This window comes from Arthrobacter sp. MDT2-3 (genome assembly GCF_059090465.1).
In genome coordinates this window covers 379,751-404,693 of sequence record NZ_JBNHFS010000003.1, presented here as the reverse complement: position 1 = coordinate 404,693, position 24,943 = coordinate 379,751, and the positions used below count along the sequence as shown (strand labels likewise).

The 24,943-nt window shown below is 64.6% G+C and carries 22 protein-coding genes and 1 riboswitch; of the genes, 14 read left to right on the top strand and 8 right to left on the bottom strand.

Features of this window, described 5'->3' with window-relative positions; all coding sequences use genetic code 11:
* Positions 1 to 266 precede the first annotated feature (266 nt).
* Complete coding sequence (locus tag AC5RUQ_RS11815) at positions 267 to 1,646, top strand: pectate lyase family protein (RefSeq protein WP_493947502.1); 1,380 nt, start codon at positions 267 to 269, stop codon at positions 1,644 to 1,646.
* A 77-nt stretch (positions 1,647 to 1,723) separates the two neighbouring features.
* On the opposite strand, the gene AC5RUQ_RS11810 is transcribed toward AC5RUQ_RS11815, so the two are convergent.
* From AC5RUQ_RS11810 to AC5RUQ_RS11795, 4 genes are all read right to left on the bottom strand, one after another.
* Complete coding sequence (locus tag AC5RUQ_RS11810; RefSeq protein WP_493947501.1) at positions 1,724 to 2,821, bottom strand: substrate-binding domain-containing protein; 1,098 nt, start codon at positions 2,819 to 2,821, stop codon at positions 1,724 to 1,726.
* 50 nt (positions 2,822 to 2,871) lie between these two features.
* Positions 2,872 to 4,158: a multiple monosaccharide ABC transporter permease gene (gene mmsB, locus AC5RUQ_RS11805; RefSeq protein ID WP_493947500.1), complete on the bottom strand. Its 1,287-nt coding sequence runs from the start codon at positions 4,156 to 4,158 to the stop codon at positions 2,872 to 2,874.
* A gap of 44 nt (positions 4,159 to 4,202) precedes the next feature.
* The gene (gene mmsA / locus AC5RUQ_RS11800) at positions 4,203 to 5,765 is read right to left on the bottom strand and encodes a multiple monosaccharide ABC transporter ATP-binding protein (protein ID WP_493947499.1); all 1,563 of its coding nucleotides are present in this window, start codon (positions 5,763 to 5,765) and stop codon (positions 4,203 to 4,205) included.
* A 132-nt stretch (positions 5,766 to 5,897) separates the two neighbouring features.
* Positions 5,898 to 7,088 carry an ROK family transcriptional regulator gene (locus AC5RUQ_RS11795; RefSeq protein WP_163164213.1) on the bottom strand — a complete coding sequence of 397 codons (1,191 nt, stop codon included), beginning with the start codon at positions 7,086 to 7,088 and terminating at the stop codon, positions 5,898 to 5,900.
* A gap of 205 nt (positions 7,089 to 7,293) precedes the next feature.
* Between AC5RUQ_RS11795 and AC5RUQ_RS11790 the strand changes: the two genes are divergently transcribed.
* Positions 7,294 to 8,088: a nitrilase-related carbon-nitrogen hydrolase gene (locus tag AC5RUQ_RS11790; RefSeq protein WP_493947498.1), complete on the top strand. Its 795-nt coding sequence runs from the start codon at positions 7,294 to 7,296 to the stop codon at positions 8,086 to 8,088.
* On the opposite strand, the gene AC5RUQ_RS11785 is transcribed toward AC5RUQ_RS11790, so the two are convergent.
* Positions 8,067 to 9,713 carry a PucR family transcriptional regulator gene (locus AC5RUQ_RS11785; protein ID WP_493947497.1) on the bottom strand — a complete coding sequence of 549 codons (1,647 nt, stop codon included), beginning with the start codon at positions 9,711 to 9,713 and terminating at the stop codon, positions 8,067 to 8,069. The two genes, AC5RUQ_RS11790 and AC5RUQ_RS11785, sit on opposite strands and share 22 nt — an antisense overlap.
* 110 nt (positions 9,714 to 9,823) lie before the next feature.
* Between AC5RUQ_RS11785 and AC5RUQ_RS11780 the strand changes: the two genes are divergently transcribed.
* The gene (locus tag AC5RUQ_RS11780) at positions 9,824 to 11,347 is read left to right on the top strand and encodes an amino acid permease (RefSeq protein ID WP_493947496.1); all 1,524 of its coding nucleotides are present in this window, start codon (positions 9,824 to 9,826) and stop codon (positions 11,345 to 11,347) included.
* Between the two features lie 20 nt (positions 11,348 to 11,367).
* Positions 11,368 to 13,095 (top strand): flavin monoamine oxidase family protein, encoded by a 1,728-nt coding sequence (locus tag AC5RUQ_RS11775; RefSeq protein WP_493947495.1) that lies wholly within the window; start codon positions 11,368 to 11,370, stop codon positions 13,093 to 13,095.
* Here AC5RUQ_RS11775 and AC5RUQ_RS11770 read toward each other — a convergent pair.
* The 3 genes from AC5RUQ_RS11770 to purU are packed head-to-tail and all read right to left on the bottom strand — an operon-like array spanning position 13,092 to position 15,178.
* Positions 13,092 to 13,610, bottom strand: coding sequence for a gamma carbonic anhydrase family protein (locus tag AC5RUQ_RS11770; protein ID WP_493947494.1), 519 nt, complete (start codon positions 13,608 to 13,610; stop codon positions 13,092 to 13,094). The genes AC5RUQ_RS11775 and AC5RUQ_RS11770 overlap by 4 nt on opposite strands.
* A gap of 17 nt (positions 13,611 to 13,627) precedes the next feature.
* Positions 13,628 to 14,278 (bottom strand): class I SAM-dependent methyltransferase, encoded by a 651-nt coding sequence (locus AC5RUQ_RS11765; RefSeq protein WP_493947493.1) that lies wholly within the window; start codon positions 14,276 to 14,278, stop codon positions 13,628 to 13,630.
* A gap of 39 nt (positions 14,279 to 14,317) precedes the next feature.
* Entirely contained in the window at positions 14,318 to 15,178 is an 861-nt protein-coding gene (gene purU / locus AC5RUQ_RS11760; RefSeq protein WP_493947492.1) for a formyltetrahydrofolate deformylase, read from the bottom strand.
* A 43-nt stretch (positions 15,179 to 15,221) separates the two neighbouring features.
* Positions 15,222 to 15,307, top strand: a riboswitch (ZMP/ZTP riboswitch).
* A gap of 147 nt (positions 15,308 to 15,454) precedes the next feature.
* On the opposite strand from purU, the gene glyA reads away from it, so the two are divergent.
* From glyA to AC5RUQ_RS11710, 10 genes are all read left to right on the top strand, one after another.
* Entirely contained in the window at positions 15,455 to 16,753 is a 1,299-nt protein-coding gene (gene glyA / locus AC5RUQ_RS11755; protein ID WP_493947491.1) for a serine hydroxymethyltransferase, read from the top strand.
* A gap of 3 nt (positions 16,754 to 16,756) precedes the next feature.
* Positions 16,757 to 17,662 (top strand): bifunctional methylenetetrahydrofolate dehydrogenase/methenyltetrahydrofolate cyclohydrolase, encoded by a 906-nt coding sequence (locus AC5RUQ_RS11750; protein ID WP_493947490.1) that lies wholly within the window; start codon positions 16,757 to 16,759, stop codon positions 17,660 to 17,662.
* Positions 17,663 to 17,790: 128 nt separating this feature from the next.
* Positions 17,791 to 18,792 carry an ABC transporter ATP-binding protein gene (locus AC5RUQ_RS11745; protein WP_493947489.1) on the top strand — a complete coding sequence of 334 codons (1,002 nt, stop codon included), beginning with the start codon at positions 17,791 to 17,793 and terminating at the stop codon, positions 18,790 to 18,792.
* A gap of 10 nt (positions 18,793 to 18,802) precedes the next feature.
* Positions 18,803 to 19,672, top strand: coding sequence for an ABC transporter permease (locus tag AC5RUQ_RS11740; RefSeq protein WP_493947703.1), 870 nt, complete (start codon positions 18,803 to 18,805; stop codon positions 19,670 to 19,672).
* A complete protein-coding gene (locus tag AC5RUQ_RS11735; protein ID WP_493947488.1) occupies positions 19,669 to 20,502 on the top strand; it encodes an ABC transporter permease in 834 nt (277 codons plus the stop codon). The genes AC5RUQ_RS11740 and AC5RUQ_RS11735 overlap by 4 nt, the downstream gene beginning before the upstream one ends.
* 141 nt (positions 20,503 to 20,643) lie before the next feature.
* Positions 20,644 to 21,204, top strand: coding sequence for a hypothetical protein (locus tag AC5RUQ_RS11730; RefSeq protein WP_493947487.1), 561 nt, complete (start codon positions 20,644 to 20,646; stop codon positions 21,202 to 21,204).
* 10 nt (positions 21,205 to 21,214) lie between these two features.
* Entirely contained in the window at positions 21,215 to 22,048 is an 834-nt protein-coding gene (locus AC5RUQ_RS11725) for an exodeoxyribonuclease III (protein ID WP_493947486.1), read from the top strand.
* 20 nt (positions 22,049 to 22,068) lie between these two features.
* Positions 22,069 to 23,112 carry a tryptophan--tRNA ligase gene (trpS, locus tag AC5RUQ_RS11720; RefSeq protein WP_430226581.1) on the top strand — a complete coding sequence of 348 codons (1,044 nt, stop codon included), beginning with the start codon at positions 22,069 to 22,071 and terminating at the stop codon, positions 23,110 to 23,112.
* A gap of 4 nt (positions 23,113 to 23,116) precedes the next feature.
* Entirely contained in the window at positions 23,117 to 23,821 is a 705-nt protein-coding gene (locus AC5RUQ_RS11715) for a 2'-5' RNA ligase family protein (protein WP_493947485.1), read from the top strand.
* Between the two features lie 37 nt (positions 23,822 to 23,858).
* Positions 23,859 to 24,929 (top strand): YihY/virulence factor BrkB family protein, encoded by a 1,071-nt coding sequence (locus AC5RUQ_RS11710; RefSeq protein ID WP_493947484.1) that lies wholly within the window; start codon positions 23,859 to 23,861, stop codon positions 24,927 to 24,929.
* The last annotated feature ends 14 nt before the right edge of the window (positions 24,930 to 24,943 follow it).

Below are 24,943 nucleotides of genomic sequence, written 5' to 3'. Positions count from 1 at the left end.
ACAGGGCGGAAGACCTCTTGACAGGCTTGTCACAGGACGAGTAAGAATAGAGGGCCGCATGGGAAACCGCTTTCTCAGCAGGTAATCCTTTTCATCATGATCCGCACATCAAGGCATGTGGTCTGTTTGGCATGCCGGAAATTAGGCCAATGACGTCCGAAACGCGAGCCCGAACTTTCAAGTCCACCTTCAATAGATTCGGCCGTGGGGCCGGAGTTGTCGCCGCGGCATCTGCCTTTGCGCTTGCGGCTGGTATGGCGGTGGCCATGCCGGCAACAGCAGGCCCGGCACCCACTGGCGGGGGCATTCTCCGCCCGGACGATGCGGCACCGGCTGGCTGGGCCGCCGTCGGAAGCGGAACCAACGGCGGTGCCGGCGCTCCTGCCGAAAGCCGCTACGAAGTCAGCACCTTGGCCGGGCTCAAGGCGGCCCTAACCAATCACGGGGAACCCAAAGCGCCCAAGATCATTTACATCAAGGGGACCATCGACGGTAACCAGACCCCGGACGGGCGCATTCTGGGGGAGCAGGACTATGCCCCCGGATACGACATCAACAAGTACATGTCCTGCTTCGGCCCTGAAGGAAAGGTCTGGAGCGACCAGACCTTTCCTTACTGCAAACAGCAACGCCAGCTGCGGCAGACCGGCAGCAACAACATGAAGCGACAGATTGAGGTGAGCTTGCCCAGCAACACCACCCTGATCGGTCTGGGGACGGATTCAGGGTTCGTCGGTGCCAACATCGTGATCCTGAGCGCAACAAACGTAGTGATGCGCAACCTGAGCGTGGAGGCGCCGGTTGACTTCTTCAGCACCTGGTCGCCGGACGACGGTGACGGCGCTTGGAATGCCCGCTTCGACGCAGTCTCCTCCGTAACGTCGGACCACCTCTGGATCGACCATGTCCGGCTCACCGACGGGCGCTACCCGGACAGCGAGGCCCCGCTCGGACCGAACGGCAAGCCGGCCAACCGGCATGACGGTCTGCTGGACCTTAAGGACGGCACGGACTTTGTGACGATCTCCAACAGCAAGCTCCACAACCATGACAAGACCATGCTGCTGGGCTCGGGCGACGAACACGTGGACAAGGACGGCGGAAAGCTGCGGGTCAGCTACATCGGCAATCACTTCGAAAACCTTCAGCAGCGCGGACCGCGAGTGCGGTTCGGCCAGGTCCACGTGGTCAACAACTACTTTGTGGGAAGCACCGACCACCCGCAGTACCCCATGATCAGCGAGGGCCAGGGTGGCAGTAGCTATTTCCTTGGCGCGGGCTACGAGTCACGGATTTTCTCGGAGCATAATGCCTTTGAGTACACGGGACCCGGTGCGGACGAGTCGGTGATGGTGAGCAGCTACAACGGTCATCGTTTCAGCGATACGGGATCCTGGTTCAACGGCGAGGAGACGGACCTGAACTCAGTGGCCCGTGCGTCCTTCGAGCAGAACCGCGCCGAGGCCCTCGCGGAGGCCGAACTTAGTGGCTCACCCGCCCCGGACTGGACGGGCTGGGACTTCACCACCGACGTCGGCTGGGACCCGGCGGAGGTGTACAGCTACAAAGCCTTCACTACGTCCCAGGCGGTCAAGAACCATGCCCTCCAGTTCGCGGGACCTGGGGTACTCACCGTCAAGCAGTAGGACGGGGACTACCAGGACAGGGCACGGAGAAGCCCGGCCCCCGAATGGGGACCGGGCTTCTCCAGCGATCAGAATGCTTACTTGGTGATCGGTCCGAGTACCGGATCGTCCACGTAGGCCGTCTTCACGTTTGCAGAGGTGACGATGACCGGCTCCAGCAGGTAGGCCGGGACGGTCTTCACGCCGTTGTTGTAGGAGTCCTTGTCGTTGATTTCCAGTTCCTTGCCGGCCTGGAGGTCCTTCGCCATAGTGATGGCGTGCTCAACGAGCTTGCGGGTGTCCTTGTTGATGGTGGAGTACTGCTCGCCGGCAATGATGGACTTGACCGACTCTACTTCGGAGTCCTGGCCCGTCACGACCGGTGTCGGCTTACCGGCGGCCTTGACGGAGGTCAGGACTGCGCGGGCAAGGGTGTCGTTCGGGGAGAGGACGCCGTCCAGTGACTCGCTGGTGTAGCTGCCGGTGAGCAGGGTGTCAGCGCGGCGCTGGGCGTTTTCAGCCTTCCAGCCCTGGGTTACGGCCTGTTCGAAGCTGGTCTGTCCGGACACGACCTTCAGTGTGCCGTCGTCGATCTTCGGCTTCAGGACACTCATGGCGCCGTCAAAGAAGACCTTGGCGTTCGCATCATCGGGGGAGCCGGCGAACAGTTCGACGTTGTAAGGGCCCTGCGGCTTCTTGGCCTTAAGGCCTTCCAGCAGTGCCTGGCCCTGGAGCTCGCCCACCTTGAAGTTGTCGTAGGCCACGTAGTAGTCCACGTTCTCGGTGTTCAGCAGCAAGCGGTCATAGGCGATCACGGTGGCACCGGAATCCTTGGCCTGCTTGAGCTGGGTGCCCAGCTGCGAGCCGTCAATGGCGCCGACGATGATGACCTTGGCGCCCTTGGTGACCATCGCACTGATCTGGTTCTGCTGCTCGGACACGCCGCCGTTGGCGAACTGCACGTCGGGCTTGAAGCCAGCCTCGGTGAGGCCCTCGTTGAACAGCTTCTCCGCAAGAACCCAGTTTTCACTGGTCTTCTGGGGGAGTGCGACGCCGATGGAGGAGTTCTGTTCGAACCCTCCTGCGCCTTCAGTTCCGCCGCCCGTGCTGGGCTCGGAGCGGCCGCAGCCCGTCAGCGCCAGTGCTGCGATGGCAGCAACCGCTGCGGCCTTTCCTGCTTTACCAATCATTCGCATTGTTGGTTCTCTTTCTTTGTGGTGGTGTAACGCTATTCAGGCTGCAAGGCTCAGGCTTCCCTGGCGATCGCTTCCTTGGTGGAGGTGGTCTCGTCGGGCTGGAGCGGGTTGTTGGGTCCGCCGCCGGAGGGGCGGCTGAAGTTGCTGGTCAGCATGCCGATGATGGACCTCTTGCCCTGACTCTTGTTGTAAACGTCGAAAGCGACGGCGATCAGGAGCACCAGGCCCTTGATGATCTGGGTGAGGTCGGCGCCGACGCCGAGGAGCTGCAGGCCGTTGTTCAGTACAGCCATCACCAGGCCACCAATAATGGAGCCGATGACGGTGCCCACGCCACCTGTAACCGCAGCACCACCGATGAAGACTGCAGCGATCGCGTCCAGTTCCCAGCCGACGCCGTCGAACGGGCCAGATGCGGTGGAACGGCCCACGAAGATCATCCCCGCCAGGCCGGCCAGGATGGACATGTTCATCATGACCAGGAAGTTGACCTTTTTGGACTGGACACCGGACAGTTCGGCCGCGTGGCGGTTTCCGCCGACTGCATAGACATGCCGGCCCAGGATGGTGCGGGAGGAGATGAAGCCGTAGACCAACACCAGGACGGCCAGGATGAGTCCGGGGATCGGGAAGGAAGTGCCCGGGCGGCCTGTGGCGAAGAGGTACGTGGCGTAGAGGATGGCGCCGCAGATCAGGACCAGCTTCAGGACAGTGACCCACATTTCCGGGACATCGGCTCCCAGTGCCTTGGCACGTGCCCGGGAGCGGAGCTCGCCGACCACCACGAACGCGGCAGCAGCAATGCCCAGCAGCAGGGTGAGGTTGTTAAACCCGGTGTCCGGCCCCACTTCGGGGAGGTAGCCTGCGCCCAGGTACTGGAAATCGTTGGGGACCGGGATGGTGTTGGACTTGCCGACGAACTGGTTGAAGCCGCGGAACAGGAGCATGCCGGCCAGGGTGACAATGAACGCGGGTATCCCCACGTACGCTGTCCACCACCCTTGCCATGCCCCAATGACGGCGCCGAGCACCAGCCCCAGCAGGACGCCGGCATACCAGGGAATGCCCCAGTCGCGGATGGCCAGGGCAACGGTGACGCCCACGAATGCGGCCACCGAACCGACGGAGAGGTCGATGTGGCCGGCAATAATGACCAGGACCATGCCGATGGCCAGGATCAGGATGTAGGAGTTGCCGTTGAAGAGGTTGATGACGTTGCCGGGGGTGAGGGTCCGGCCGTCGGTGGCGATCTGGAAAAAGATGATCAGTGCCACCAGGGCGAAGATCATGCCGAATTGGCGGGTGTTGCCGCCAAACAGCTTCTTGAGGGCGTTCATGGTGTCAGTCCTTGTGTCCGGAAGGTTCTGGATAGTCCAGAGGGTCAGGCGGCTTCGGCTTTGCGGGCGGAGGTCATCAGTTTCATCAGGCTTTCCTGGCTGGCCTCGTCTTTGTTCAGGACACCGGTGATGGCGCCTTCGAAGATGGTGTAGATACGGTCGGACAGGCCCAGGAGTTCGGGGAGCTCCGAGGAGATGACGATTACTCCCTTGCCCTGGTTGGCGAGCTGCTGGATGATTCCGTAGATCTCGTACTTGGCACCGACATCGATTCCGCGGGTCGGTTCATCCAGGATCAGCAGGTCAGGATCGGTGAACATCCACTTCGCGAGGACCACCTTTTGCTGGTTGCCGCCGGAGAGTTTGGCCACGCCCTCCTCCACTGATGGAGTCTTGGTCCGCAGCGACTTGCGGTACTGCTCCGCCACCGTGAACTCCTGGTTCGGGTCCACCACCGAATTGCGGCTGATCTTCCGCAGGTTTGCGGCCACAGTGGTGGTTTTGATGTCGTCCAGCAGGTTCAACCCCAGGGATTTGCGGTCCTCGGTGACGTAGCCCAGACCGGCATCAATGGCCTGGCGGACGTTTTTGAGGACAACTTCCTTGCCGTCCTTGTAGATATGCCCGTTGATGAACCGGCCATAGGACCTGCCGAACACAGACCGGGCCAACTCGGTGCGGCCGGCTCCCATGAGCCCGGCGAAGCCCACGATCTCTCCGCGGCGGACAAAGAAGTTGGAGTTCTTGCACACCAGGCGGTCCTGGACCTGGGGGTGGCCCACCGTCCAGTCCTTGACCTCGAAGAAGACTTCACCAATTTTCGGCGTGTGGTCCGGGAAGCGGGATTCCAACGTCCGGCCCACCATGCCTTTGATGATGCGGTCCTCGTCGACGCCGTCCGCCTTTACATTCAGCGTCTCGATGGATTTGCCGTCGCGGATGATGGTGATGGAATCGGCGATCTGCTCAATTTCGTTGAGCTTGTGCGAAATGATGATGGACGTGATGCCCTTGGCCTTCAGGCCGAGCATCAGGTCCAGCAGGTGCTGGGAATCGGACTCATTCAGTGCCGCCGTGGGCTCATCCAAAATGAGGATCTTCACGGACTTGTTCAGTGCCTTGGCAATTTCCACCAGCTGCTGCTTGCCGACGCCGATTTCCTTGATGGGCGTGTCCGGGTCCTCTTGCAGCCCAACGCGGGCCAGAAGGTCCAGGGAGCGCAGCCGGGCCTCCGCCCAGTCGATGACGCCGCGCTTGGTGGGCTCGTTGCCCAGGAAGATGTTCTCCATGATGGAGAGCTCCGGGATCAGCGCGAGTTCCTGGTGGATGATCACGATGCCGGCGTGCTCGCTGGCCCGGATGTCCTTGAACTGCTGGACCTGGCCCTGGTAGACGATGTCGCCGTCGTAGCTCCCGTAGGGGTAAACGCCCGAGAGAACCTTCATCAGGGTGGACTTGCCGGCACCGTTCTCGCCGCAGATGGCGTGGATCTCACCGGCCTTCACCCGCAGACTCACGTTATCCAACGCTTTAACGCCGGGGAATTCCTTGGTAATGGACCGCATCTCGAGGATGATCGGCTCGTTTTGCGTGGTCTGGGACGTCATATTGCCCTAACCCTCCAATGCAATGACTTCTTTGTCCGGCCGGCAAAGCGCAGGGCCGTCTGATGCAAAAGTAAACTGGATCACGCCGGTTGTCGTCAAGTCTTTAACGCATATGCCAGGTAACGAAACGGTCTAGGTCTTCCGGATTCCGGCGTGTTGGAACACCAGCGCTGCCGCTCCCAGGGCCTCGGCACGGTCACCCAGGGAGGACATGGCCAATTCTGTAGTTTCCCCGATGACAGGAACGGCATGCCTGACCAGGCCCCTCTTGATGGGGTCCAGGAGGAGGTTGCCGAGGCCCGCCAAGGGCCCCCCGACGACGATCACTTCAGGGTTGATCAGGTTGGCGACGTTGCCGAGCGCGCGGCCGACGGCGAGCCCGGCGTCGTCGAGCACCCGAAGGGTTGCCGAGTCGCGGGCCAGCGCCTTTCGCACGATGTCCGCGGGCGTGAGAGGGCGGTCCTCACCACGGCTGAGGAGCTCGATCATGGTGGTGGTGGAAGCGATCGTCTCCAGGCAGCCGCGGTTGCCGCAGCGGCACACGAGTCCTTGTTCGTGGATGGTGGCATGGCCGATTTCGCCCGTGATCCCCACGTTGCCGTAGTAGGGTGCCCCATTGAGGATCAGGCCCGCCCCAATGCCGGATCCGATCTTGAGGAACAGCAGGTTGCTGACGCCGGTGTGCTGCCCCCATGTCACTTCGGACCAGGCGCCCAGGTTAGCGTCATTGTCAACGAAGACGGGGATTTTGAGCCTTTCCTCCATGTGCTGGAGGATGCTGATGCCCACCCACTCGGGGAGGATTGCCCCTTGGGCCACAGTACCGGTGCGCCGGTCAATCGGTCCTGGAATTCCGACGCCGGCACCCACCACTGCGGTACGAGCAATCCCGTTTTCGTCCAGGAGTTTCTCGAGCAGGACCACTGCCGCCTGAATGCCCTCCTCGGCCTGGTGGCCCAGCGGCAGGGTGACGGATTCCTCGGCAATGACGTGATAGCTCAGCGAGGCCAGGACCACCCGCAGATGCCGGCGGCCAAAGTCAATCCCCACTGCCACCGCGCCATTGCTGTTGAGCCTGACGTTGAGCGCCCGCCGGCCGGAACTGGTGATTGGCTCCGTCGATGCCAGGCCTGAATCGAGCATGATCTTGACGATGTTGGAGACCGTTGCGGTGGAGAGACCTGTTTGCCGCGCCAGTTCTGCCTGGGTGGAGGGCCCGCCCATCAGCGACTCGATGATCCGTTGCTGGTTCAGTTGCCTGAGGGCGGATTGCGAGCCGGGATTTTTAGGTTTGCTCCTCGTTGAGCGCGAAGTTGCGGGCATGCTTAGAAGATTGCCTCATTCAAACTCTTGTAGTCAAGAAGTTAACGCAACAGGACCTTCAGAAGACCTTGAATCGAACGGGATGATCTGCCCGCTGAAGTGGGGAAGGAGGTGCAAAAGACCCCGTTTGTCCAGCATGGGCCGTCGCTAGTCTGAACTAAGGCCTTCCCTCGAGGGCCGGTTCCGACGATGGAAGGTGGCCACTGTGTTACTGGCACTCCTGCAGGCGAACGCTGTTGTGATGGATGTGGATGCCAACTGTGCCGCCATTGACGCAGCGGCAGAGGCTGCTGCTGCTGCCGGTGCTGCAGTACTGGTGACGCCCGAACTCTTTCCCGTGGGTTACGCACCCCGCCGGGTCCGCGCAGAGCTGGATCCCGGCTCCCTGCCCGGGCTGCACGCGAAGCTTGCCACCATCGCACGCCGGCACCACATCGGCCTGGTGTACAGCCTTCCCCAGCTCACCGGGCAAGGGGAGTGGCACATCAGTGCCACGCTTCTTGACGCCGGCGGCAATACCCTGCTCAGCTACTCAAAGGTGCACCTTTTCGGCCCCGACGAGCGTGCTGCCTTCAGCCCGGCGGCCCAGCCTCCCGCCGTCGTGGATTTCAATGGTGTTCGCACCTCCATGGTGATTTGCTACGACGTCGAATTCCCCGAAGCGGTCCGGGCTGCCGCCGTGGCCGGAGCCGAACTGCTCCTGGTGCCTACTGCGCTGGCGCACGGGTATGACGACGTCCCGCAGGTGTTGCTGCGGGCGCGCGCACTGGAAAGCCAGCTGTCCATTGCCTACGCCAACCACTCGGGCGTCGAGGAGGACTGCAGGTTCCTCGGCGGCAGCGTCGTCACCGGGCCGGACGGCAAGTTGCTGGCCGCGGCCGGCGAGGAACCGCAGCTCATTTTCGCGGAACTGGACGAAGGCGCCGCAACCAGGGCGCGCAGCGACGTGCCGTACCTCGACGAACGCCGGCCTGATCTCTACCGCTCCTGGGGCGGCTGAGGGTTTTCCGCTACCAGGGCGTCCGCATACTGCAGCGCAATCCAAAGCTCCGCCCGGGACTGGGCCTGGCCAAGGTCCAGCTCCAACAGTTCCGCGATGGCATTCACCTGCCGCCGCACGCTGTTCCGGTGCAGGCCCAAATCCTTGGCCGTGGCGTCCCAGCTTCCGTTCGCGGCCAGCCAGGACCGGAGTACGCGGAGCTGGACATCACGGCGTTCGGGCTCCTGTTCCAGGACCGGGGCCAGGAGCTTTCCCGCAAGGATGGTCCCGGCCTCACTGCCCAGCAGTCCGGTCACCGACCAGGTCACGTCTTCCACCCGCGCGCTTTTCCCCGTGGCCAGTACGCGAGGCCGAAGCGACGTGGCCCGCCGGTAGGTTCCCGGCAACCCGGACAGTTCAGTCGGCTCACCCACCACCAGGCGCCAGCCCAGCTGCTCCACCTCGGCCATCAACTGGTCATCCACCTTCAGCCGGGTGACTGCGGCGAATCCGTAATCGGTCAGCTCCACCATTTTGCTGTCGAAAATCCGGCGCCACTGCAGCAGCTCCCGCACCGGCCCGTCCTCAGCGGCGGGGGCACCGGCCCCCCGGAGGCCCTGGACCACCCGGACCGGGCCGGACCGCGTTCCCGCGACGCTTTGCGCCAACAGGTCCTTCAGCACGTCTAGCTGCCGGGTGTCGCCGGCGGCCAGGCTCTCGGGGTGCAGGAGCAGGGCGGTGGCCAGCTGGCTGGGCGCCAGGGACCCGCTGGTGCGTTGGCGGACCAACAGTTCAAGAAGCCCCACGACAGACGAAACCACACTGTTCTGCGCGGGGGTCAGTGCCTTGTCCGCGCCCAGCACCAGGCTGCCCAGGGTGGCGTCCTTGGTGCTGCGGAGCGGGTGGCCGAACACCAGCGCCGAGCCTGGGGCGTCGAAAGTTTCCGTTTCCACGCGGGGGCCGCTCCCGGTGAGAAGTTTCTTGAGGAGGGGCTGAAGTTGGGCGGTGTCAACGGCGGCGCCCCCTCGGGCACGGACGCGGCCGTCGGCGCCAAAGAGGACCGCCCACACCGGAACGCGTTGGATCAGTGCCGCCAGCAGCTCGTGTTCCGGCCGGGCCGAAAGCACTGCGCGCATGAGGTGGCGGTTGGTTTCCGCCAGCTGCCGGAACACCTGTGCATTGCCGGACTCAAGCAGCTTGGAAAATTCCAGGCCCAGGGCGGCAAACGGCACGCTGGCGGGCACCTCCACCAAGGTGAGCCCATAACGCCGGCAGGCGGCAGCCACATGGTTCGGAACGGCGTCGTAATAAGGCTGCAGGCCAAAGCCCAGGGCAGCCACTCCTGCATCAACCAGCCGGCGGACATACTCCTCAACCCTGGGGACGCTGTGGCTCCCATCCCGGCCGGCGTCGTCGGAGCCGCCGTCACGGAACGGCAGGCCGGCGGTAAGGACAAATTCGCCGTCCAGCAGATAGGGGGTAGGGTCTTCCAGCTCGCTCGGCTCCACCCAGCGCAGGGGCACCTGGCCATTCCCCGCGTCGTGCACCATCCTTACTTCGGCGGGCAATGCTGCGAGGAACTGCCCCAGCGTGACCGCGTCCAGCTGGTCGTGGCTGCCAGCGCTAGCTGGTGCATTACGTCTCATGGATGAACACTATAGGTCACTTTGCACCTCCTTGAGATGCGGCTCACACGCCTACTGTTGGTGAGGGGAAAACCAGTTCAACCAGCCAACGACACGAACGGACGTCAACGATGACTGTGCCTACACTCTCCGGCCAGGCCCCGGACGGCGCGACCGGAACAGCGGCCCGTCCCGCCCTGGGCGCCCAGCTGCTGCGCCGCAAGCCCATCTCCCAGATGGTCAACGAGGCAGAAACCAACAATGGTGGTCCCCGCCTGGTCCGCAGTTTCGGTGTCCTGCAGCTGACCATGATCTCCGTTGGGGCAACCCTCGGCACAGGTATCCTGGTGATCCTGGGCGAATCCGTTCCGCTCGCCGGGCCCGCCATCTGGATTTCGTTCGCGATCGCAGGCCTGGCAGCGCTGCTGTCCGCGGTGTCCTACGCGGAGATGGCCGGATTGGTGCCCGTCGCCGGCTCCAGCTATTCCTACACGTACGCCACCATGGGCGAGGGGATGGCCTGGATCTGCGGCTGGTGCCTGGTGCTGGAGTACGCAGTGTCTGTGGCGGCTGTGGCCGTGGGGGCCGGACAATACGTCAATGAATCGCTGGCCGTTTTCGGCTCCGTCCTCCCCGATGCAGTGTCCCAACCGCCCGGCGACGGCGGTGTGGTCAATGTCCCGGCCATGGTCATCGTGGTGCTTGCAACCATCCTGCTGGTGCGCGGTGCCAAGGAGAGCGCCTGGATCAACACCTCCATCGTGGTGGTGAAGGTGGGCATCCTGCTGTTCTTCTGCGCCGTGGCCTTCACCGCCTTCAATGCGGGCAACTTTGAACCCCTGCTGCCCATGGGCGCCGCAGGCGTCTCGGCCGCAGCCTCCCGCGTCTTCTTCTCCTACATCGGCTTCGACGCCGCCTCCACGGCGGGTGAGGAAGCGCGGAACCCGAAGCGCGACCTGCCCAAGGCGATCATGTTGTCCATGCTGATTGTCACCACCATCTACGTCCTGGTGGCCGTCGCCGCCATCGGCGCCAGGCCGTGGGGCTGGTTCGACGGAACCGAGGCCGCCCTGGTCAAGATTCTTGAGGAAACCACCGGCCAGCCCTGGATCGCACTTGTCTTCGCGGTGGGCGCAGTCCTGGCCATCGCCAGCATCGTCCTGACCGTTCTCTACGGGCAGACGCGGATCCTGCTGTCGATGTCCCGGGACGGACTCATCCCCAAGGTCTTCGGCCGCGTTTCCCGCCGCACCGGCACCCCGGTCGCCGGGACGCTCCTGGTAGGGGTCGCCGTCGCGCTGACTGCAGGGCTGGTTCCGTTGGGTGCGCTCGCCGACGCCACCAGCATCGGCACCCTGTTTGCGTTCGCTTTGGTGAACGTCGCCGTCATCTACCTCCGCCGCACCCGGCCGGAGCTGGAGCGGACCTTCCGTGTGCCCCTCTTCCCGCTCACGCCCATCCTCGGCGCGGCAATGTGCGCCTACCTCATGGCCAACCTCGGGACCGACACCTGGGTGGTCTTCGCCCTCTGGATGCTCGTGGGCGTGGCCGCCTACTTCGGCTACGGACGCCGGAACTCACGGGTGGCCGCCCTCAGCAACGAGGAATACCGCGAGCTGTCCGGACCACAACTCTCACCCCAGCAAACCCCCTAACCGACGAAGGCAGAACTTCCATGACCATCGCCACCGAACTGCCGGCCTCAGACCCGTCCAGCACCTCAGCCACTTCCGATGCAGCGCCAGGCGGCGCGGCCGCAGGTCCCATCACCATGCTGAACCCGGACTTCCCGTTCAGTTACGACCACTACCTCGCCCACCCGGACGGCCTGGGGACTGTGCCGCCCGAACTGCTGGGGACGGAAGTTGCCGTCATCGGAGCAGGCCTTTCCGGCCTGGTCACCGCCTATGAGCTGATGAAGCTGGGGTTGCGGCCCGTGGTTTACGAGGCTGACCGGATCGGCGGCCGCCTGCGCACCGCCTCGTTCCCCGCGGCGCCCGGCGTGGTGGCGGACCTCGGGGGGATGCGCTTCCCGGAATCCGGCAAGGCGTTCTACCACTACGTGGACCTGCTGGGCCTGGAAACCGATGAGTTCCCCAACCCACTGTCCCCGGCCACCTCCAGTACCGTGATCGAGCTGGCGGGCCAGAAACACTACGCGGAAAAACCGGGCGACCTTCCGCCGTTCTTCCGGGAAGTGGCGGACGCGTGGAAGGCAGCCGTTAACGACGGTGCCGCGTTCGCTGAGATGCAGGCTGCAATCCGGTCCCGGGACACAGGCCGGATCAAGGAGCTGTGGAACGAACTGCTGCCACTGATGGACGAGCAGACCTTCTACGGTTTCATCGCGGCCAGCGAGTCGTTTAAGAAGGCCGGGTTCGCCCACCGGGAAGCCTTTGGCCAGGTGGGCTTCGGCACCGGTGGCTGGGACACCGACTTCCCCAACTCCATCCTGGAGATCCTCCGGGTGGTCTACACGGACGCGGATGACCAGCACCGGCTTATCCGCGGGGGAGCCCAGCGGCTGCCCGAGGCACTCTGGCAGCACGCGCCGTCGGGCATGGCGCACTGGCCGGAAGGAACCTCACTGTCGTCACTGCACTCCGGTTCGCCGCGGGGCGCGGTGGGCAGGATCAGCCGCGATCCGGACGGAAACCTGCGGATCCGCGAACGCTGGGGGCGCGAAGCCAGTTACCCGGCCGTGGTCACCACCTGCCAGTCCTGGCTGCTGTCCACCCGGATCCACACCGAGGAGGCCCTGTTCCCGGCCGAACTGTGGACGGCCATCGAGCGCTCGCACTATATGCAGTCCTCCAAGACGTTTGTGATGGTGGACCGGCCCTTCTGGAAGGACATCGATCCGGACACCGGCAACGAGGTCCTCTCGATGACGCTCACGGACCGGCTCAACCGCGCCACGTACCTGCTGGACAACGGGCCGGACCAGCCCGCCGTCATCCTGCTCTCCTACACCTGGAACGACGACGCACTGAAATGGCTGGCGCTGGACGCGGACGAGCGCGTGGAGCTGATGCTGCATTCGCTCGAGCAGATCTACCCCGGAGTGGACATCGCCGGCCACATCGTGGGCCAGCCCATCACCGTGTCCTGGGAGGCCGATCCCAACTTCATGGGCGCCTTCAAGGCCAACCTGCCGGGGCACTACCGCTACCAGCAGCGGCTGTTCACGCACTTCAGGCAGGATGCCCTGCCGGAATCGCAGCGGGGGATCTTCCTGGCCGGCGACGACGTCTCATTCACCGCCGGCTGGGCCGAAGGCGCCGTCACCACCGGGCTGAACGCGGTGTGGGGCGTGGTCAACCACCTGGGCGGCTCCTCGGCCCCGGGCAACCCCGGGCCGGGTGACCTCCTGGACGAGATCGGCCCGATAAGCCTGGATTAGCCGTGCATTGCCCGGTGCGCCTGGGCCAGCTCGATGTAGCGGGCGGCGTTGGCCCGAACGCCGTCGTACTCCTCATCGGTGAGTTCGCGGCGGACCTTGCCCGGGACGCCCGCCACCAGTGAGCGCGGCGGGACAACGGTACCCTCCAGGACCACGGCGCCGGCAGCCACAAGCGAGCCGGCGCCGATCACCGCCCCGTTAAGGATGGTGGCGCCCATGCCGACCAGGCAGTCGTCTTCCACAGTGCAGCCATGCACGACGGCGGCGTGCCCCACGCTGACCCGTTCGCCCACCGTGCAGGGAAAGCCGGGGTCCGCGTGCAGTACTACGTTGTCCTGCAGGTTGCTGCCCGCCCCCACCGAGATGGCGGCGGTGTCAGCACGGACGGAGACACCGTAGAAGGCGCTGGAGTCCTCGGCCATGGTGGCGCTGCCGATGATGGAGGCCGTGGGTGCAACAAACGCGGATTCATGGACGGCAGGGGTGTTCCCGGCGAAGGGATAAAGAGGAGCCATGGGCCAAGCCTAGGACATCAGGGGGTGCGGAGGGCCAGGAACTGGTAGTGCTGCGTCCAGTCGCCGCCGCCGGGTCCGGAATCGGTGCCGGTACCCTTGGGCCAGGTGAGAAAGTCTTCGACGGCACCGTGGCGCCCAAGGACTTCCCGGACCGTTGCGTCGGTGCGCCTGCAGAAAAAGCGGGGCACGACGTCGTCCTCCGGGCTCAGTTCCTCTTCATCGTTTCCGGACCACAGGCCGACGGCGATCAACGCGCCCGGCGCGCACACCCGCACCAGCTCTGCCAGGACCGCGTCCAGGTCCCTGGCGGGAATGTGCAGCAAAGTACTCATGCACCACATTGCCGGGAATGAGCCGTTTGGGAACGGCAGGCTCCGGGCGCTCGCAACCGATACATCCAGGCCCCTGGCCCGGGCACCCCGGACCTGCCCCTCCGCGAGGTCCACGCTCGTGTAATGGATGCCCGCCTGCACGAACTGCAACCCGTCCAGACCGGTTCCGGCTCCAATCTCCAGGACTGAGTGCCGCCCTTCGGACTTCAGCAGTGCGATGAATCGGCGGCGCTGCTCAACCCGGTGGCGCGACGGCGGATGATCGGCGCCGGACGCGGCCCATCGGTTATAGAAATCGGCAAGGCGGCGCTCGCCGTCCTCCGCCCCCGCTTCCATCGCGCCTCCCCGAGGCTCAGCCCGGTCAGTTAAACACGGTCAGTTAAAGACCACAGTCCGGTTGCCGTCCAGCAGGACCCGGTGCTCCGCGTGCCACTGCACCGCCTGGACCAGGGTGCGGCCTTCCACGTCCCGGCCCATCTGAACGAACTGCTCCGGCGTCCGGGCATGGTCCACCCGGATGACTTCCTGCTCGATGATGGGGCCCTCATCCAGTGCCGCCGTCACGTAATGGGCAGTGGCGCCGATCAGCTTCACACCGCGTGCATGGGCCTGGTGGTACGGCTTGGCGCCCTTGAACGACGGCAGGAACGAGTGGTGGATGTTGATGGCCTTGCCGGTGAGCTCGGTGCAGAGCTCGTCGGAAAGGATCTGCATGTAGCGGGCCAAAACCGTCAGTTCGATATCGTGCTCAGCCATGATGGCGCGCAGCTTGTCTTCCGCCTGCGCCTTGGTGTCCTTAGTGACGGGAATGTGGTGGAACGGAATTCCGTAAAATTCGGCCAATCCCGCCAGGTCCTGGTGGTTGGACACAATGGCGGGGATCTCGATGGGCAGCGTTCCGGACCGCTGCTGGAACAGCAGGTCGTTAAGGCAGTGGGCCGAGGTGCTGGCCATCACCAGGGTCCGTACCTTCTGCCCCACGCCGTTGAGGCTCCACTGCATGCCGAAGGCCTCCGTTACGGGCTCCAAAGCTGCCCGGAGTTCCGACGCAGCAGCCGGCGTCGTCACCTCAACCCGCATAAAGAAGTTGCCTGTGGCCGGGCTGCCGTACTGCTGCGAATCCGTAATATTGCATCCCGCCACCAGCAGGGCTCCGGTCACCGCATGAACGATTCCCGGGCGGTCCGGGCAGGACAGGGTTACTACGTACGCTTGGTTCAGCTGCTCTTCAATCACGCCTACAAGCCTACCCGCGCAGCGGCGCCCGGATTTGGTAGGCTGGGAGCGTCGCAACTGGCGTTGGGTGGCTAACCACCAGGGAGCGGCAATCACGAAGACCACGGATCGTACGCCTGGGCCGAGGGTCATGTCTTGCCGGAATTGGGGCTGCACCTGCGTCAGTACTGCAGCGCCATCATCCTGCGCTTTCACGCCCTGTCATCAAGTGTGTGAAAGTGCGCCAGCCGGTAGCCTGACCTAAGCAGTGCCCGTATCCCTAGCCAGGAGTTCTTCGTGACTACTACAGCCACCTCAACAACCGCCGTCAGCAATCAGCCGCTGGCTGAGCTCGACCCCGAAATCGCAGCAGTCCTGGACCAGGAACTCGGCCGCCAGCGCGGCACCCTGGAGATGATTGCCTCCGAAAACTTCGCCCCCCGCGCCGTGATGGAAGCCCAGGGCTCCGTCCTGACCAACAAGTACGCCGAGGGCTACCCGGGCCGCCGCTACTACGGCGGCTGCGAATACGTTGACGTCGCAGAGCAGCTGGCCATCGACCGGGTCAAGGCCCTCTTCGGCGCCGAGTACGCCAACGTCCAGCCGCACTCCGGTGCCCAGGCCAACGCAGCCGCCCTGTCCGCGATGATCACTCCCGGCGACAAAATCCTCGGCCTGTCCCTGGCCCACGGGGGCCACCTCACCCACGGCATGAAGCTGAACTTCTCCGGCAAGCTCTACAACGTGGCTGCCTACCAGGTGGAGGAAGACAACTTCCGCGTGGACATGGACAAGCTCCGCGAGCAGGCCATCGCCGAGAAGCCCCAGGTGATCATCGCCGGCTGGTCCGCCTACCCGCGCCACCTGGACTTCGCTGCCTTCCGCTCCATCGCCGATGAGGTGGGCGCGCTGCTCTGGACCGACATGGCGCACTTCGCCGGCCTGGTTGCCGCCGGACTGCACCCGAGCCCGGTGCCGTACTCCGACGTCGTCACCTCCACCGTGCACAAGACCCTCGCCGGTCCGCGCTCCGGTGTAATCCTGGCGAAGCAGGAGTGGGCCAAGAAGCTGAACTCCAACGTCTTCCCGGGCCAGCAGGGCGGCCCGCTGATGCACGTCATCGCAGCCAAGGCCGTGGCCTTCAAGATCGCCGGCACCGAGGAATTCAAGGAGCGCCAGGAGCGCGTCCTCGAAGGTGCGAAGATCATCGCCGACCGCCTCAACCAGGCCGACGTCGCCGAAGCCGGCGTCTCCGTCCTCACCGGCGGCACCGACGTGCACCTGGTCCTCGTTGACCTGCGCAACTCCCAGCTGGACGGCCAGCAGGCCGAAGACCTCCTGCACTCCGTGGGCATCACGGTCAACCGGAACGCTGTTCCGTTCGACCCCCGCCCGCCGATGGTCACCTCCGGCCTGCGCATCGGCACCCCGGCCCTGGCCACCCGCGGCTTCGGCGCCGGCGAGTTCACCGAGGTGGCAGAGATCATCGCCACCGCGCTGAAGGCCGGCAACGCCGCAGACGTCGAGGCCCTGCAGGCCCGCGTGGACAAGCTCGCCGCCGACTTCCCGCTGTACCCGCAGCACGAGCAGTGGTGACCCATGACTGAGACCAAACAGACCGCGAAGATCCTTGATGGCAGGGCGGCCGCTGCGGCCATCAAGTCCGAGCTCACCGAGCGGGTCGCGGAACTGAAATCCCAGGGTGTTACCCCCGGCATTGCCACCGTGCTCGTTGGCGCGGATCCTGCCTCGCAGCTGTATGTGTCCATGAAGCACAAGCAGTCTGTGGAGATCGGGATGAACTCGATCCAGCACGAGCTCCCGGCGGATGCCACCCAGGCCCAGGTGGAGGCCCTCATTGATGAACTTAATGCGGACCCCGCCTGCCACGGCTACATTGTTCAGCTGCCGCTGCCCAAGCATCTGGACACCGATGCCATCCTTGAGCGCATTGACCCCGCCAAGGATGCCGACGGCCTGCACCCCACTAACCTTGGCCGGCTGGTGCTCAACGTCAGCGGGGAGATCACCTCACCGCTGCCGTGCACGCCCCGCGGCGTCATCGAGCTCTTGGAGCGCAACGGTTACAGCCTCGCCGGCAAGCATGTCGTGGTGGTTGGCCGCGGCGTGACGATCGGCCGCTCCATCGGGCTGCTGCTCACCCGGCGGGCCGTGAACGCCACAGTGACCCTGACGCACACCGGTACCGAGAATCTTTCGGACCTGTTGCGGCAGGCGGACGTCATCGTGGGCGCGGCGGGTGCCAAGCACATCGTCAAGGCTGCGGACGTGAAGCCGGGCGCGGCCGTGCTCGACGTCGGCGTCACCCGCGAGACCGACCCCGAGACGGGCAAGAGCAAGGTCCACGGTGACATTGAACCCGCCGCTGCCGAGGTAGCCGGCTGGATCTCGCCGAACCCCGGGGGTGTGGGTCCCATGACCGTGGCGCTGCTGATGACCAACGTTGTCGAAGCCGCTGAACGCCAGGCGGGAATCGCCCGGTAGTTTCTTTCTTTCTTGGAGCCCGACGGCGGCCCGCCCCTTGCGCACGAGGAGCGGGCCGCCGTCGGACTTTAAGCACTTAACTGAAAGTTCCCTTCCACCTGCCGGCCAGCTCTACTAGTCTGCGGAGGGTGCATAACAAAGCCACCGCGTCCTCCGGCGCCGCTGCGGGCGCCGTCCAGCCCGCCGAAGAGCCCCACACCGAACCCCGCCGGATCGTCATCACGGCAGAAAACCTGACCAAGACCTACGGCGACGTTGCCGCCGTGGACGGCATTTCCTTCAGCGTCCCTGCCGGAGAATCCTTCGGCCTGCTGGGGCCCAATGGTGCCGGCAAGTCCACCACCATGAAGATGATCGGCGGAGTTACCAGGCGTACTTCCGGCGAGCTGCACATCATGGGCCTGGACCCGGACCTGCACGGGCCGGAGGTGCGGGCACACCTGGGGGTGGTGCCGCAGCAGGACAACCTGGACGAGGAACTGCGGGTCCGCGACAACCTCCTCGTGTACGGCCGGTACTTCGGCCTGCCCGTGAGCTACCTGAAGCCAAAGGCTGACGAACTGCTGGAGTTCGCCCAGCTGACGGACAAGGCAAAGTCCAAGGTGGATGCGCTGTCCGGCGGCATGAAGCGGCGGTTGACCATCGCCCGTTCGCTGATCAACGAACCCCGGATCCTGCTGCTGGACGAACCCACCACCGGGCTTGATCCCCAGGCGAGGCACATCCTCTGGGACCGCCTTTTCCGGCTCAAGGAGCAAGGCGTCACACTGATCCTGACCACGCACTACATGGACGAGGCCGAGCAGTTGTGCGACAGGCTAATCGTGGTGGACAAGGGCCGGATCATGGCCGAGGGGTCCCCGGCGCAACTGATCCGCGAGCATTCCACGCGGGAGGTGGTTGAGCTGCGCTTCGGCTCCGACCGAAACACCACCATCGCCGCGGAACTGGAGGGCATCGGGGAGCGCCTGGAGGTCCTGCCGGACCGGGTGCTGATTTACGCGCACGACGGCGAGGCGGCCCTTGAGCAGGTAGCGTCCCGCGGCCTGCGGCCGCTGACCTCGCTGGTACGGAGGTCCTCGCTGGAAGATGTGTTCCTCCGGCTGACCGGCAGGAGCCTCGTTGAGTGAGCAGGCGGGGTTGAGCCCGGACGCGGGCCTCGCTGGGAAGGCGGACCTGGCGGAGGCGCCTGCACGGGCGCACAGCCCCGAAGTAGCGGCCGCCAAGGCCAGGCGCTGGGGTGCCTTCTACTATGCCGAGCAGGTGCTCCGGGTGATGCAGGGGTACAGCTGGTCCATCATCATGTACAGCGTGGGCCACCCGGTGGCCTACCTGTTTGCCATGGGCGTGGGCCTGGCAACGCTGGTTGACTCGCAGGGCGCTGAAGCCTTCGGGGGAGTGGGCTACGTGACGTTCGTGGCGCCGGCGCTGCTGGTCTCCGCGGCAGTTATGACCGCCGCGAACGAATTCACCTTCCCCGTGATGGACGGCTTCAAGTGGCGCCGGACCTACTACGGGCCGCACGCCTCGCCGCTGACGCCCCAGCAGATCGCGGCCGGCCACATCATGGCGGTGACCCTGCGCTTCCTGCTGCAGTCCGCCGTCTATTTTGCGGCTGTTGCACTTTTTGGTGCGGCGCCGGGCGGCTGGGGCTGGGTGACCATCCTGGTGGCCACGCTGGCGGGGCTCGCCTTTGGGTTGCCGTTGATGGCGTACTCCGCGTCGATCACTGAGGACAAGGGCCAGTTTGCCCTGGTGATGCGCTTCATCGTGATGCCGCTGTTCCTGTTCTCCGGCACGTTTTTTCCCCTGGACAGCCTCCCGCTGGCGGTGCGCTGGATCGGGTGGATCTCACCCATCTGGCACGGTACGGAGCTGGGCCGGGTCTTCAGCTACGGATACCAGGAACATCCGCTGCTGACCGTCCTGCACGTTGTGGTGTTAGTGGGCTTGGCCGTGCTGGGCTGGGTCCTGACCCGGAAACAGTTTGCCGCAAGGATGGACCGATGAGTGCCGGGCTGCCCGTGACAAGCGCAACGGACGCTGCCCGCAACAGGAGCTTCGGGCCGCTGTATTCGCGCAACGCCAGGGCTGTGATTTCCCGTGGGCTGCTCGCCACGAAGAGCACCAACTGGCTGGTTATGCTCTCCGGATTCTTTGAACCGGTGCTGTTCCTGATCTCCATGGGAGTGGGGCTGGGCGCGATTGTGGGTTCAGTGCAGGGTCCAGGTGGCGGGGAGATCAGTTACGCCGCCTACATCGCCCCGGCATTGCTGGCTGTCTCCGCGATGAACGGGGCCGTTTACGACTCCACCTGGAACGTGTTTTTCAAAATGAACTTCGCGAAGCTGTACCAGGGCATGTTGTACACGTCACTGGGGCCGCTGGACGTTGCCCTGGGGGAGATCTTCCTCGCCCTCCTGCGCGGACTGCTCTACGCCATGGGGTTCACGGCAGTGATGGGTGTCATGGGTTTGATCACCACGCCCTGGGCGCTTCTGATGATCCCGGCGTCGGTGCTGATCGCCTTCGGGTTCGCCAGCATAGGGATGGGGATTACCAGCTTCCTGAAGACCTTCCAGCAGATGGACTGGATCAACTTCATTATGCTGCCCATGTTCCTGTTCAGCGCCACGTTCTACCCGCTCAGCGTGTACCCGCAGGCCATTCAGTGGCTCATCCAGGCCATGCCGCTGTGGCACGGGGTGGAACTGCTGCGCCAGATCAGCGTGGGCACGTTCACGGCTGCCACTCCGATCCACATCGGCTACTACCTGGTGATGACGGCGTTGGGAATGCTGCTCACCACCGTGCGGCTGCGGCAGCTCTTCCTGAAGTAGCACCATCCCAACCAGGTAGCAGTAAGTGTCGTTTTGAGGGGGCAAAGCGACCCTTAGCGCTACCTGGTTGGGTGGCGAGGGGGTGTTCGCCCGGGGTGGAAGGCGGCGGGAGCATACTCCGGCGTTTGAGAGAATGGGTGCATGCAATCTTTGGGCAGCTCCAGGTCATCCTCCAAACCCGCCAGGGGCGGATTCTCCATGTTCCGCATCAGCGGGCCGGGACTGATGGTCCTCGTTACCGCGTTCGTTGTGGCCGTCATCTTCGCGGCCAACCAGAACGACGTCGTCGGCTGGGTTGTTGCCGTCATCGCCGCCTTCTGGCTCGCCCTCGCCTGCTTTGTTGTCTTCAGCATCCAGAAGGCAGCCAAGAAGGCGGGAGCCAAGCTGACTGAAGCCCAGAATGCCTTCACCACAGCTGCGGGACGCGGCCCCTACGCTTCCGCCGACCAAGGCGGCACCCGTGTGGTTGCAGAGCGCAGCCAGGCGGACGAAGTCCGGGACCTCAAACTGGACCACTCCTTCAAAATCGTCCAGGTGCAGATCCGCGTGGTGGAGGAGGAGCGCGCCAAGGGCGCTGCAGCAAGCCAGGACACCATCAACCGGGCGCTGGAAACCATCGAGATCACAGCCACGAATGCCAGGGACATGATCAAGTCCTCCGGCGGCAGCGGAGAGCCGGTCACCGGAACCATCATCGACTAGAGTGGAGCGGGTGATCTCGGCATTGAAGAAGGACCACCTTCGCATCGCATCCGTTAATGTCAACGGCCTTCGGGCCGCCTACAAAAACGGCATGGCGGCGTGGCTTGAACCGCGCGAAGTGGACATCCTCTGCCTGCAGGAAGTCCGCGCCCCCGACGCCATCGTCCGGCAGTTGCTGGGCGAAGGCTGGCACATCCTGCACGCCGAGGCGGAAGCCAAGGGCCGCGCCGGCGTCGCGATTGCTTCGCGCGAAGAACCCCTGGCAACCCGGAACGGCATCGGCGACGATTACTTCGCCACCGCCGGCCGGTGGGTGGAGGCCGATTTCCGGTTTGCCGATGCAGCCGGACACCCTGTCGAGCTCACCGTGGCGAGCGCCTACGTCCACTCCGGTGAGGTAGGCACACCCAAGCAGGACGACAAGTTCCGGTTCCTGGATGCCATGAGCACCCGCCTCCCGGAACTGACCAAGCACAGCGACCATGCCCTGGTGGTGGGCGACCTCAACGTGGCCCACACGCCCCTGGACATCCGGAACTCAAAGGGCAACCTCAAGAAAGCGGGCCACCTGCCGGAGGAACGTGCCTACTTCGACCGGTTTTTCGGGGAGGACATTGGCTGGCAGGATGTCCACCGCAACCTCTCGGGCGAGGTTGACGGTCCGTATACGTGGTGGTCCCAGCGCGGGAAGGCGTTCGACAACGACACCGGCTGGCGCATCGACTACCACCTGGCCACCCCGGCACTGGCTTCGGCCGCCATCTCGGCGGTTGTGGACCGGGCGGCCTCGTGGGACACCCGCTTTTCCGACCATGCCCCGCTGGTAGTGGACTACCAGCTCTGAGCCCCGAAGGTTTCCTCCCCATGACTAGCCAGACTTCCCCGGCAACCAAGAAGCGCATCCTCTCCGGCGCCAAGCCCACCGCCGATTCCCTGCATCTGGGCAACTACATCGGTGCCGTCCGCAACTGGGTGGACATGCAGGCGGAATACGACGCCGTCTTCTTCATCCCGGACCTGCACGCCATCACCGTGGACTTTGATCCCACTGAGCTGGCCAGGCGCACCCGCATCGTGGCCGCCCAGTACATTGCCGCCGGCATCGACCCGGACAAGAGCATCTTCTTCGTCCAGTCCCACGTCCCGGAGCACGCGCAGCTGGCCTGGGCCTTGAACTGCATCACTGGATTCGGTGAGGCCTCCCGCATGACCCAGTTCAAGGACAAGACCCAGAAGTCCGGCGCCGACGCCGCCACCCTCGGGCTCTTCGCCTACCCCACGCTCATGGCCGCGGACATCCTGCTGTACCAGACCGACCTTGTGCCGGTGGGGGAGGACCAGCGCCAGCACCTGGAGCTGACGCGGAACCTGGCCCAGCGCTTCAACACCAGGTTCGGGCCCACGTTCACCGTTCCGGAAGCCACCATCGTCAAGGAACGCGCAAAGATCTACGATCTCCAGAACCCCAGCGCCAAGATGTCCAAGACCGGCGAGTCACCCAACGGGGCCATCCAGCTGCTGGAGGATCCCAAGATCGCAGCCAAGCGCATCAAGTCCGCAGTGACCGATGCCGGCACCGAAATCCGGTTCGACTCCGAGGAAAAGCCCGGCGTTTCGAACCTGCTGACCATCTACTCGTCCCTGACCGGAAAATCGGTGGCAGAACTCGAAGCCGAGTACCAGGGCAAGATGTATGGCCACTTGAAGGTGGACCTTGCAGAGGTGGTGGTGGAGTTCGTCACGCCGCTGCGTGACCGCACCAACGAGCTGATGGATGACCCCGCGGAACTGGACCGGCTGCTGGCGCAGGGCGCGGAGCGCGCCCGCGAAATCGCGTCGGTAACCCTCGGCCAGGTTTACGAGCGTATGGGCTTCCTCCCGTCCTTCTCCCTCGCAGGAGTCCGCTAGCGCCATGCCATCCAGCAAAGTCACCGCGAGGGAAGGCTCCCGCTCCACTCAGGTGGCGGGAATGTCCGGTAACCCCCAAGGCGACCCAGCGGTGGCCACCGGCAGGCAGGATGCCGCTGCGCCCCGTACGGAAAACGTCAGCGTGGGCGTCATCCTGGGATTTCCGCCGGAAGTCGCTGACGAGCTGCAGCGCTGGCGGGCTTCGTTCGGCGACCCGCTCGCGGATGTGGTTCCGGCCCATATCACGTTGGTGACCACCACCCCAACCCAGGACTGGGAAGCCACCCGGGAGCATGTGCGGGAAGTGGCCCGCCGCCAGAGACCGTTTATGGTCACCATTGCCGGGACCGGGACGTTCCGTCCGGTTTCGCCCGTGGTGTTCATCAATGTGGAGGACGGCTTCACGGACTGCGTTAACCTGCACGAAAAGCTCCAGCAGGGTCCGCTCCAGCGGGAGCTGCCTTTCGCTTACCACCCGCATGTCACCATCGCCCACGATGTGGCCCCGGAAAGCCTCGATGAAGCCGAATCGGTGCTGAAAAACTACAGGGCCACCTTCCCCGTGGTTAGCATGGGACTTTACGAGCACGATGCTGACGGCATCTGGCAGCTACGGGAAGAGCTGGACTTTGGGACCGAAACTGACAACGACGGCACCCGATCCGCGGACACAGCCGGATCGGGCGGGACAACAGCCGCTTCCCACTGACCATGCGCACCTGAAGTTAGCCGTCATCCAGAAGCGGATGGAGTGGAACAAGGCGCGCAGATCCGGAAACGGGCTGCTGGGCGGCCTGACGGCCATGGTTCAGTGGCTGCTGGCCCGCATCAACTCGCTTCGGCCCATGCGTGCCTTTCGGCATTACACCCTCCAGCACGGCCCGCTCATGAGTGCCGGCATCGGTTTCAACATGTTCTTCTCCATTACCGGCCTCCTCGCTACAGGCTTTTCCATCGCCGGCCTTGTCCTGAGGGGGCAGCCCGCGCTGCTGGAGACCATCATCACCAGCGTTTCCCAAAGCGCGCCCGGCCTTCTGAAAGTCAATGGGGGTGAGGGCCTGGTTGACCCGCAGGATTTGTTGGACCCCGACGGGCTGGGGTGGACGGCGGCCATCGCTGCGGCTGTAACGGTGTTTACGTCGCTGCGGTGGATTGCCAGCCTGCGGGACGGGCTTCGAGGCGTGTTGGAGCTGCCCCCGTCATTGGTTAATCCCCTCCTGCTGAAGTTGCGCGACGCCGGTATCCTGCTTCTTCTGGGGGTAGCCTTGGTGATCAGCGCGGGAGCTTCCCTTGTCTTTGGGACGGCAGCCGGCTGGGTTACCGACTTCCTGCGGCTGGACGAGGCTGTGGCGGGCCCGTTGACCACGTCCATCAAGATTGCCGTACCCCTTGTGCTGAGCTGGGCCACGGCCCTCATCATGTTCCGGCTGGCGGGCGGGTTGAAACTGTCCCGCAGGGCGCTCCTGGAAGGCACTATCCTGGCCGCAGTGGGCACCACGGTACTCCAAATCTTCAGCACTGAGCTACTCGCCGGCGCTGGCCGCAACCCGATCCTGGCACCCTTTGCCATCATCATCGGCCTGCTGATCTGGTTCAACCTGGTGAGCCAGGTGTACCTCGTGGCAGCAGGCTGGGCGGCGATCCGTGAGGCAGATTTGGGCACCCAGTCCAGCGGTCATGAGAAAGGCACGTGGGGCGCGCGGCAAGTCCAGCCGGGTAAAGTGCCAGTCCAGCCAAAGCACACAGAGGGGGGCACCCAGACCATTGCCCGCGCCGCTATTGCCCGGCGCCGGGGCGCCGGCCGGCAGAAGCAGTAGTCGGCGCGGCCAAA

Excerpts from the sequence above, each read along its gene's own strand:
- trpS (WP_430226581.1), top strand. The coding sequence starts at position 22,069 with ATGACTAGCCAGACTTCCCCGGCAACCAAGAAGCGCATCCTCTCCGGC.
- AC5RUQ_RS11750 (WP_493947490.1), top strand. The coding sequence starts at position 16,757 with ATGACTGAGACCAAACAGACCGCGAAGATCCTTGATGGCAGGGCGGCC.
- AC5RUQ_RS11710 (WP_493947484.1), top strand. The coding sequence starts at position 23,859 with ATGGAGTGGAACAAGGCGCGCAGATCCGGAAACGGGCTGCTGGGCGGC.
- AC5RUQ_RS11815 (WP_493947502.1), top strand. The coding sequence starts at position 267 with ATGCCGGCAACAGCAGGCCCGGCACCCACTGGCGGGGGCATTCTCCGC.
- AC5RUQ_RS11730 (WP_493947487.1), top strand. The coding sequence starts at position 20,644 with ATGCAATCTTTGGGCAGCTCCAGGTCATCCTCCAAACCCGCCAGGGGC.
- mmsB (WP_493947500.1), bottom strand. The coding sequence starts at position 4,158 with ATGAACGCCCTCAAGAAGCTGTTTGGCGGCAACACCCGCCAATTCGGC.
- mmsA (WP_493947499.1), bottom strand. The coding sequence starts at position 5,765 with ATGACGTCCCAGACCACGCAAAACGAGCCGATCATCCTCGAGATGCGG.
- AC5RUQ_RS11785 (WP_493947497.1), bottom strand. The coding sequence starts at position 9,713 with ATGAGACGTAATGCACCAGCTAGCGCTGGCAGCCACGACCAGCTGGAC.
- AC5RUQ_RS11810 (WP_493947501.1), bottom strand. The coding sequence starts at position 2,821 with ATGCGAATGATTGGTAAAGCAGGAAAGGCCGCAGCGGTTGCTGCCATC.
- AC5RUQ_RS11775 (WP_493947495.1), top strand. The coding sequence starts at position 11,368 with ATGACCATCGCCACCGAACTGCCGGCCTCAGACCCGTCCAGCACCTCA.
- AC5RUQ_RS11715 (WP_493947485.1), top strand. The coding sequence starts at position 23,117 with ATGCCATCCAGCAAAGTCACCGCGAGGGAAGGCTCCCGCTCCACTCAG.
- AC5RUQ_RS11765 (WP_493947493.1), bottom strand. The coding sequence starts at position 14,278 with ATGGAAGCGGGGGCGGAGGACGGCGAGCGCCGCCTTGCCGATTTCTAT.
- AC5RUQ_RS11735 (WP_493947488.1), top strand. The coding sequence starts at position 19,669 with ATGAGTGCCGGGCTGCCCGTGACAAGCGCAACGGACGCTGCCCGCAAC.
- AC5RUQ_RS11780 (WP_493947496.1), top strand. The coding sequence starts at position 9,824 with ATGACTGTGCCTACACTCTCCGGCCAGGCCCCGGACGGCGCGACCGGA.
- AC5RUQ_RS11795 (WP_163164213.1), bottom strand. The coding sequence starts at position 7,088 with ATGCCCGCAACTTCGCGCTCAACGAGGAGCAAACCTAAAAATCCCGGC.
- AC5RUQ_RS11770 (WP_493947494.1), bottom strand. The coding sequence starts at position 13,610 with ATGGCTCCTCTTTATCCCTTCGCCGGGAACACCCCTGCCGTCCATGAA.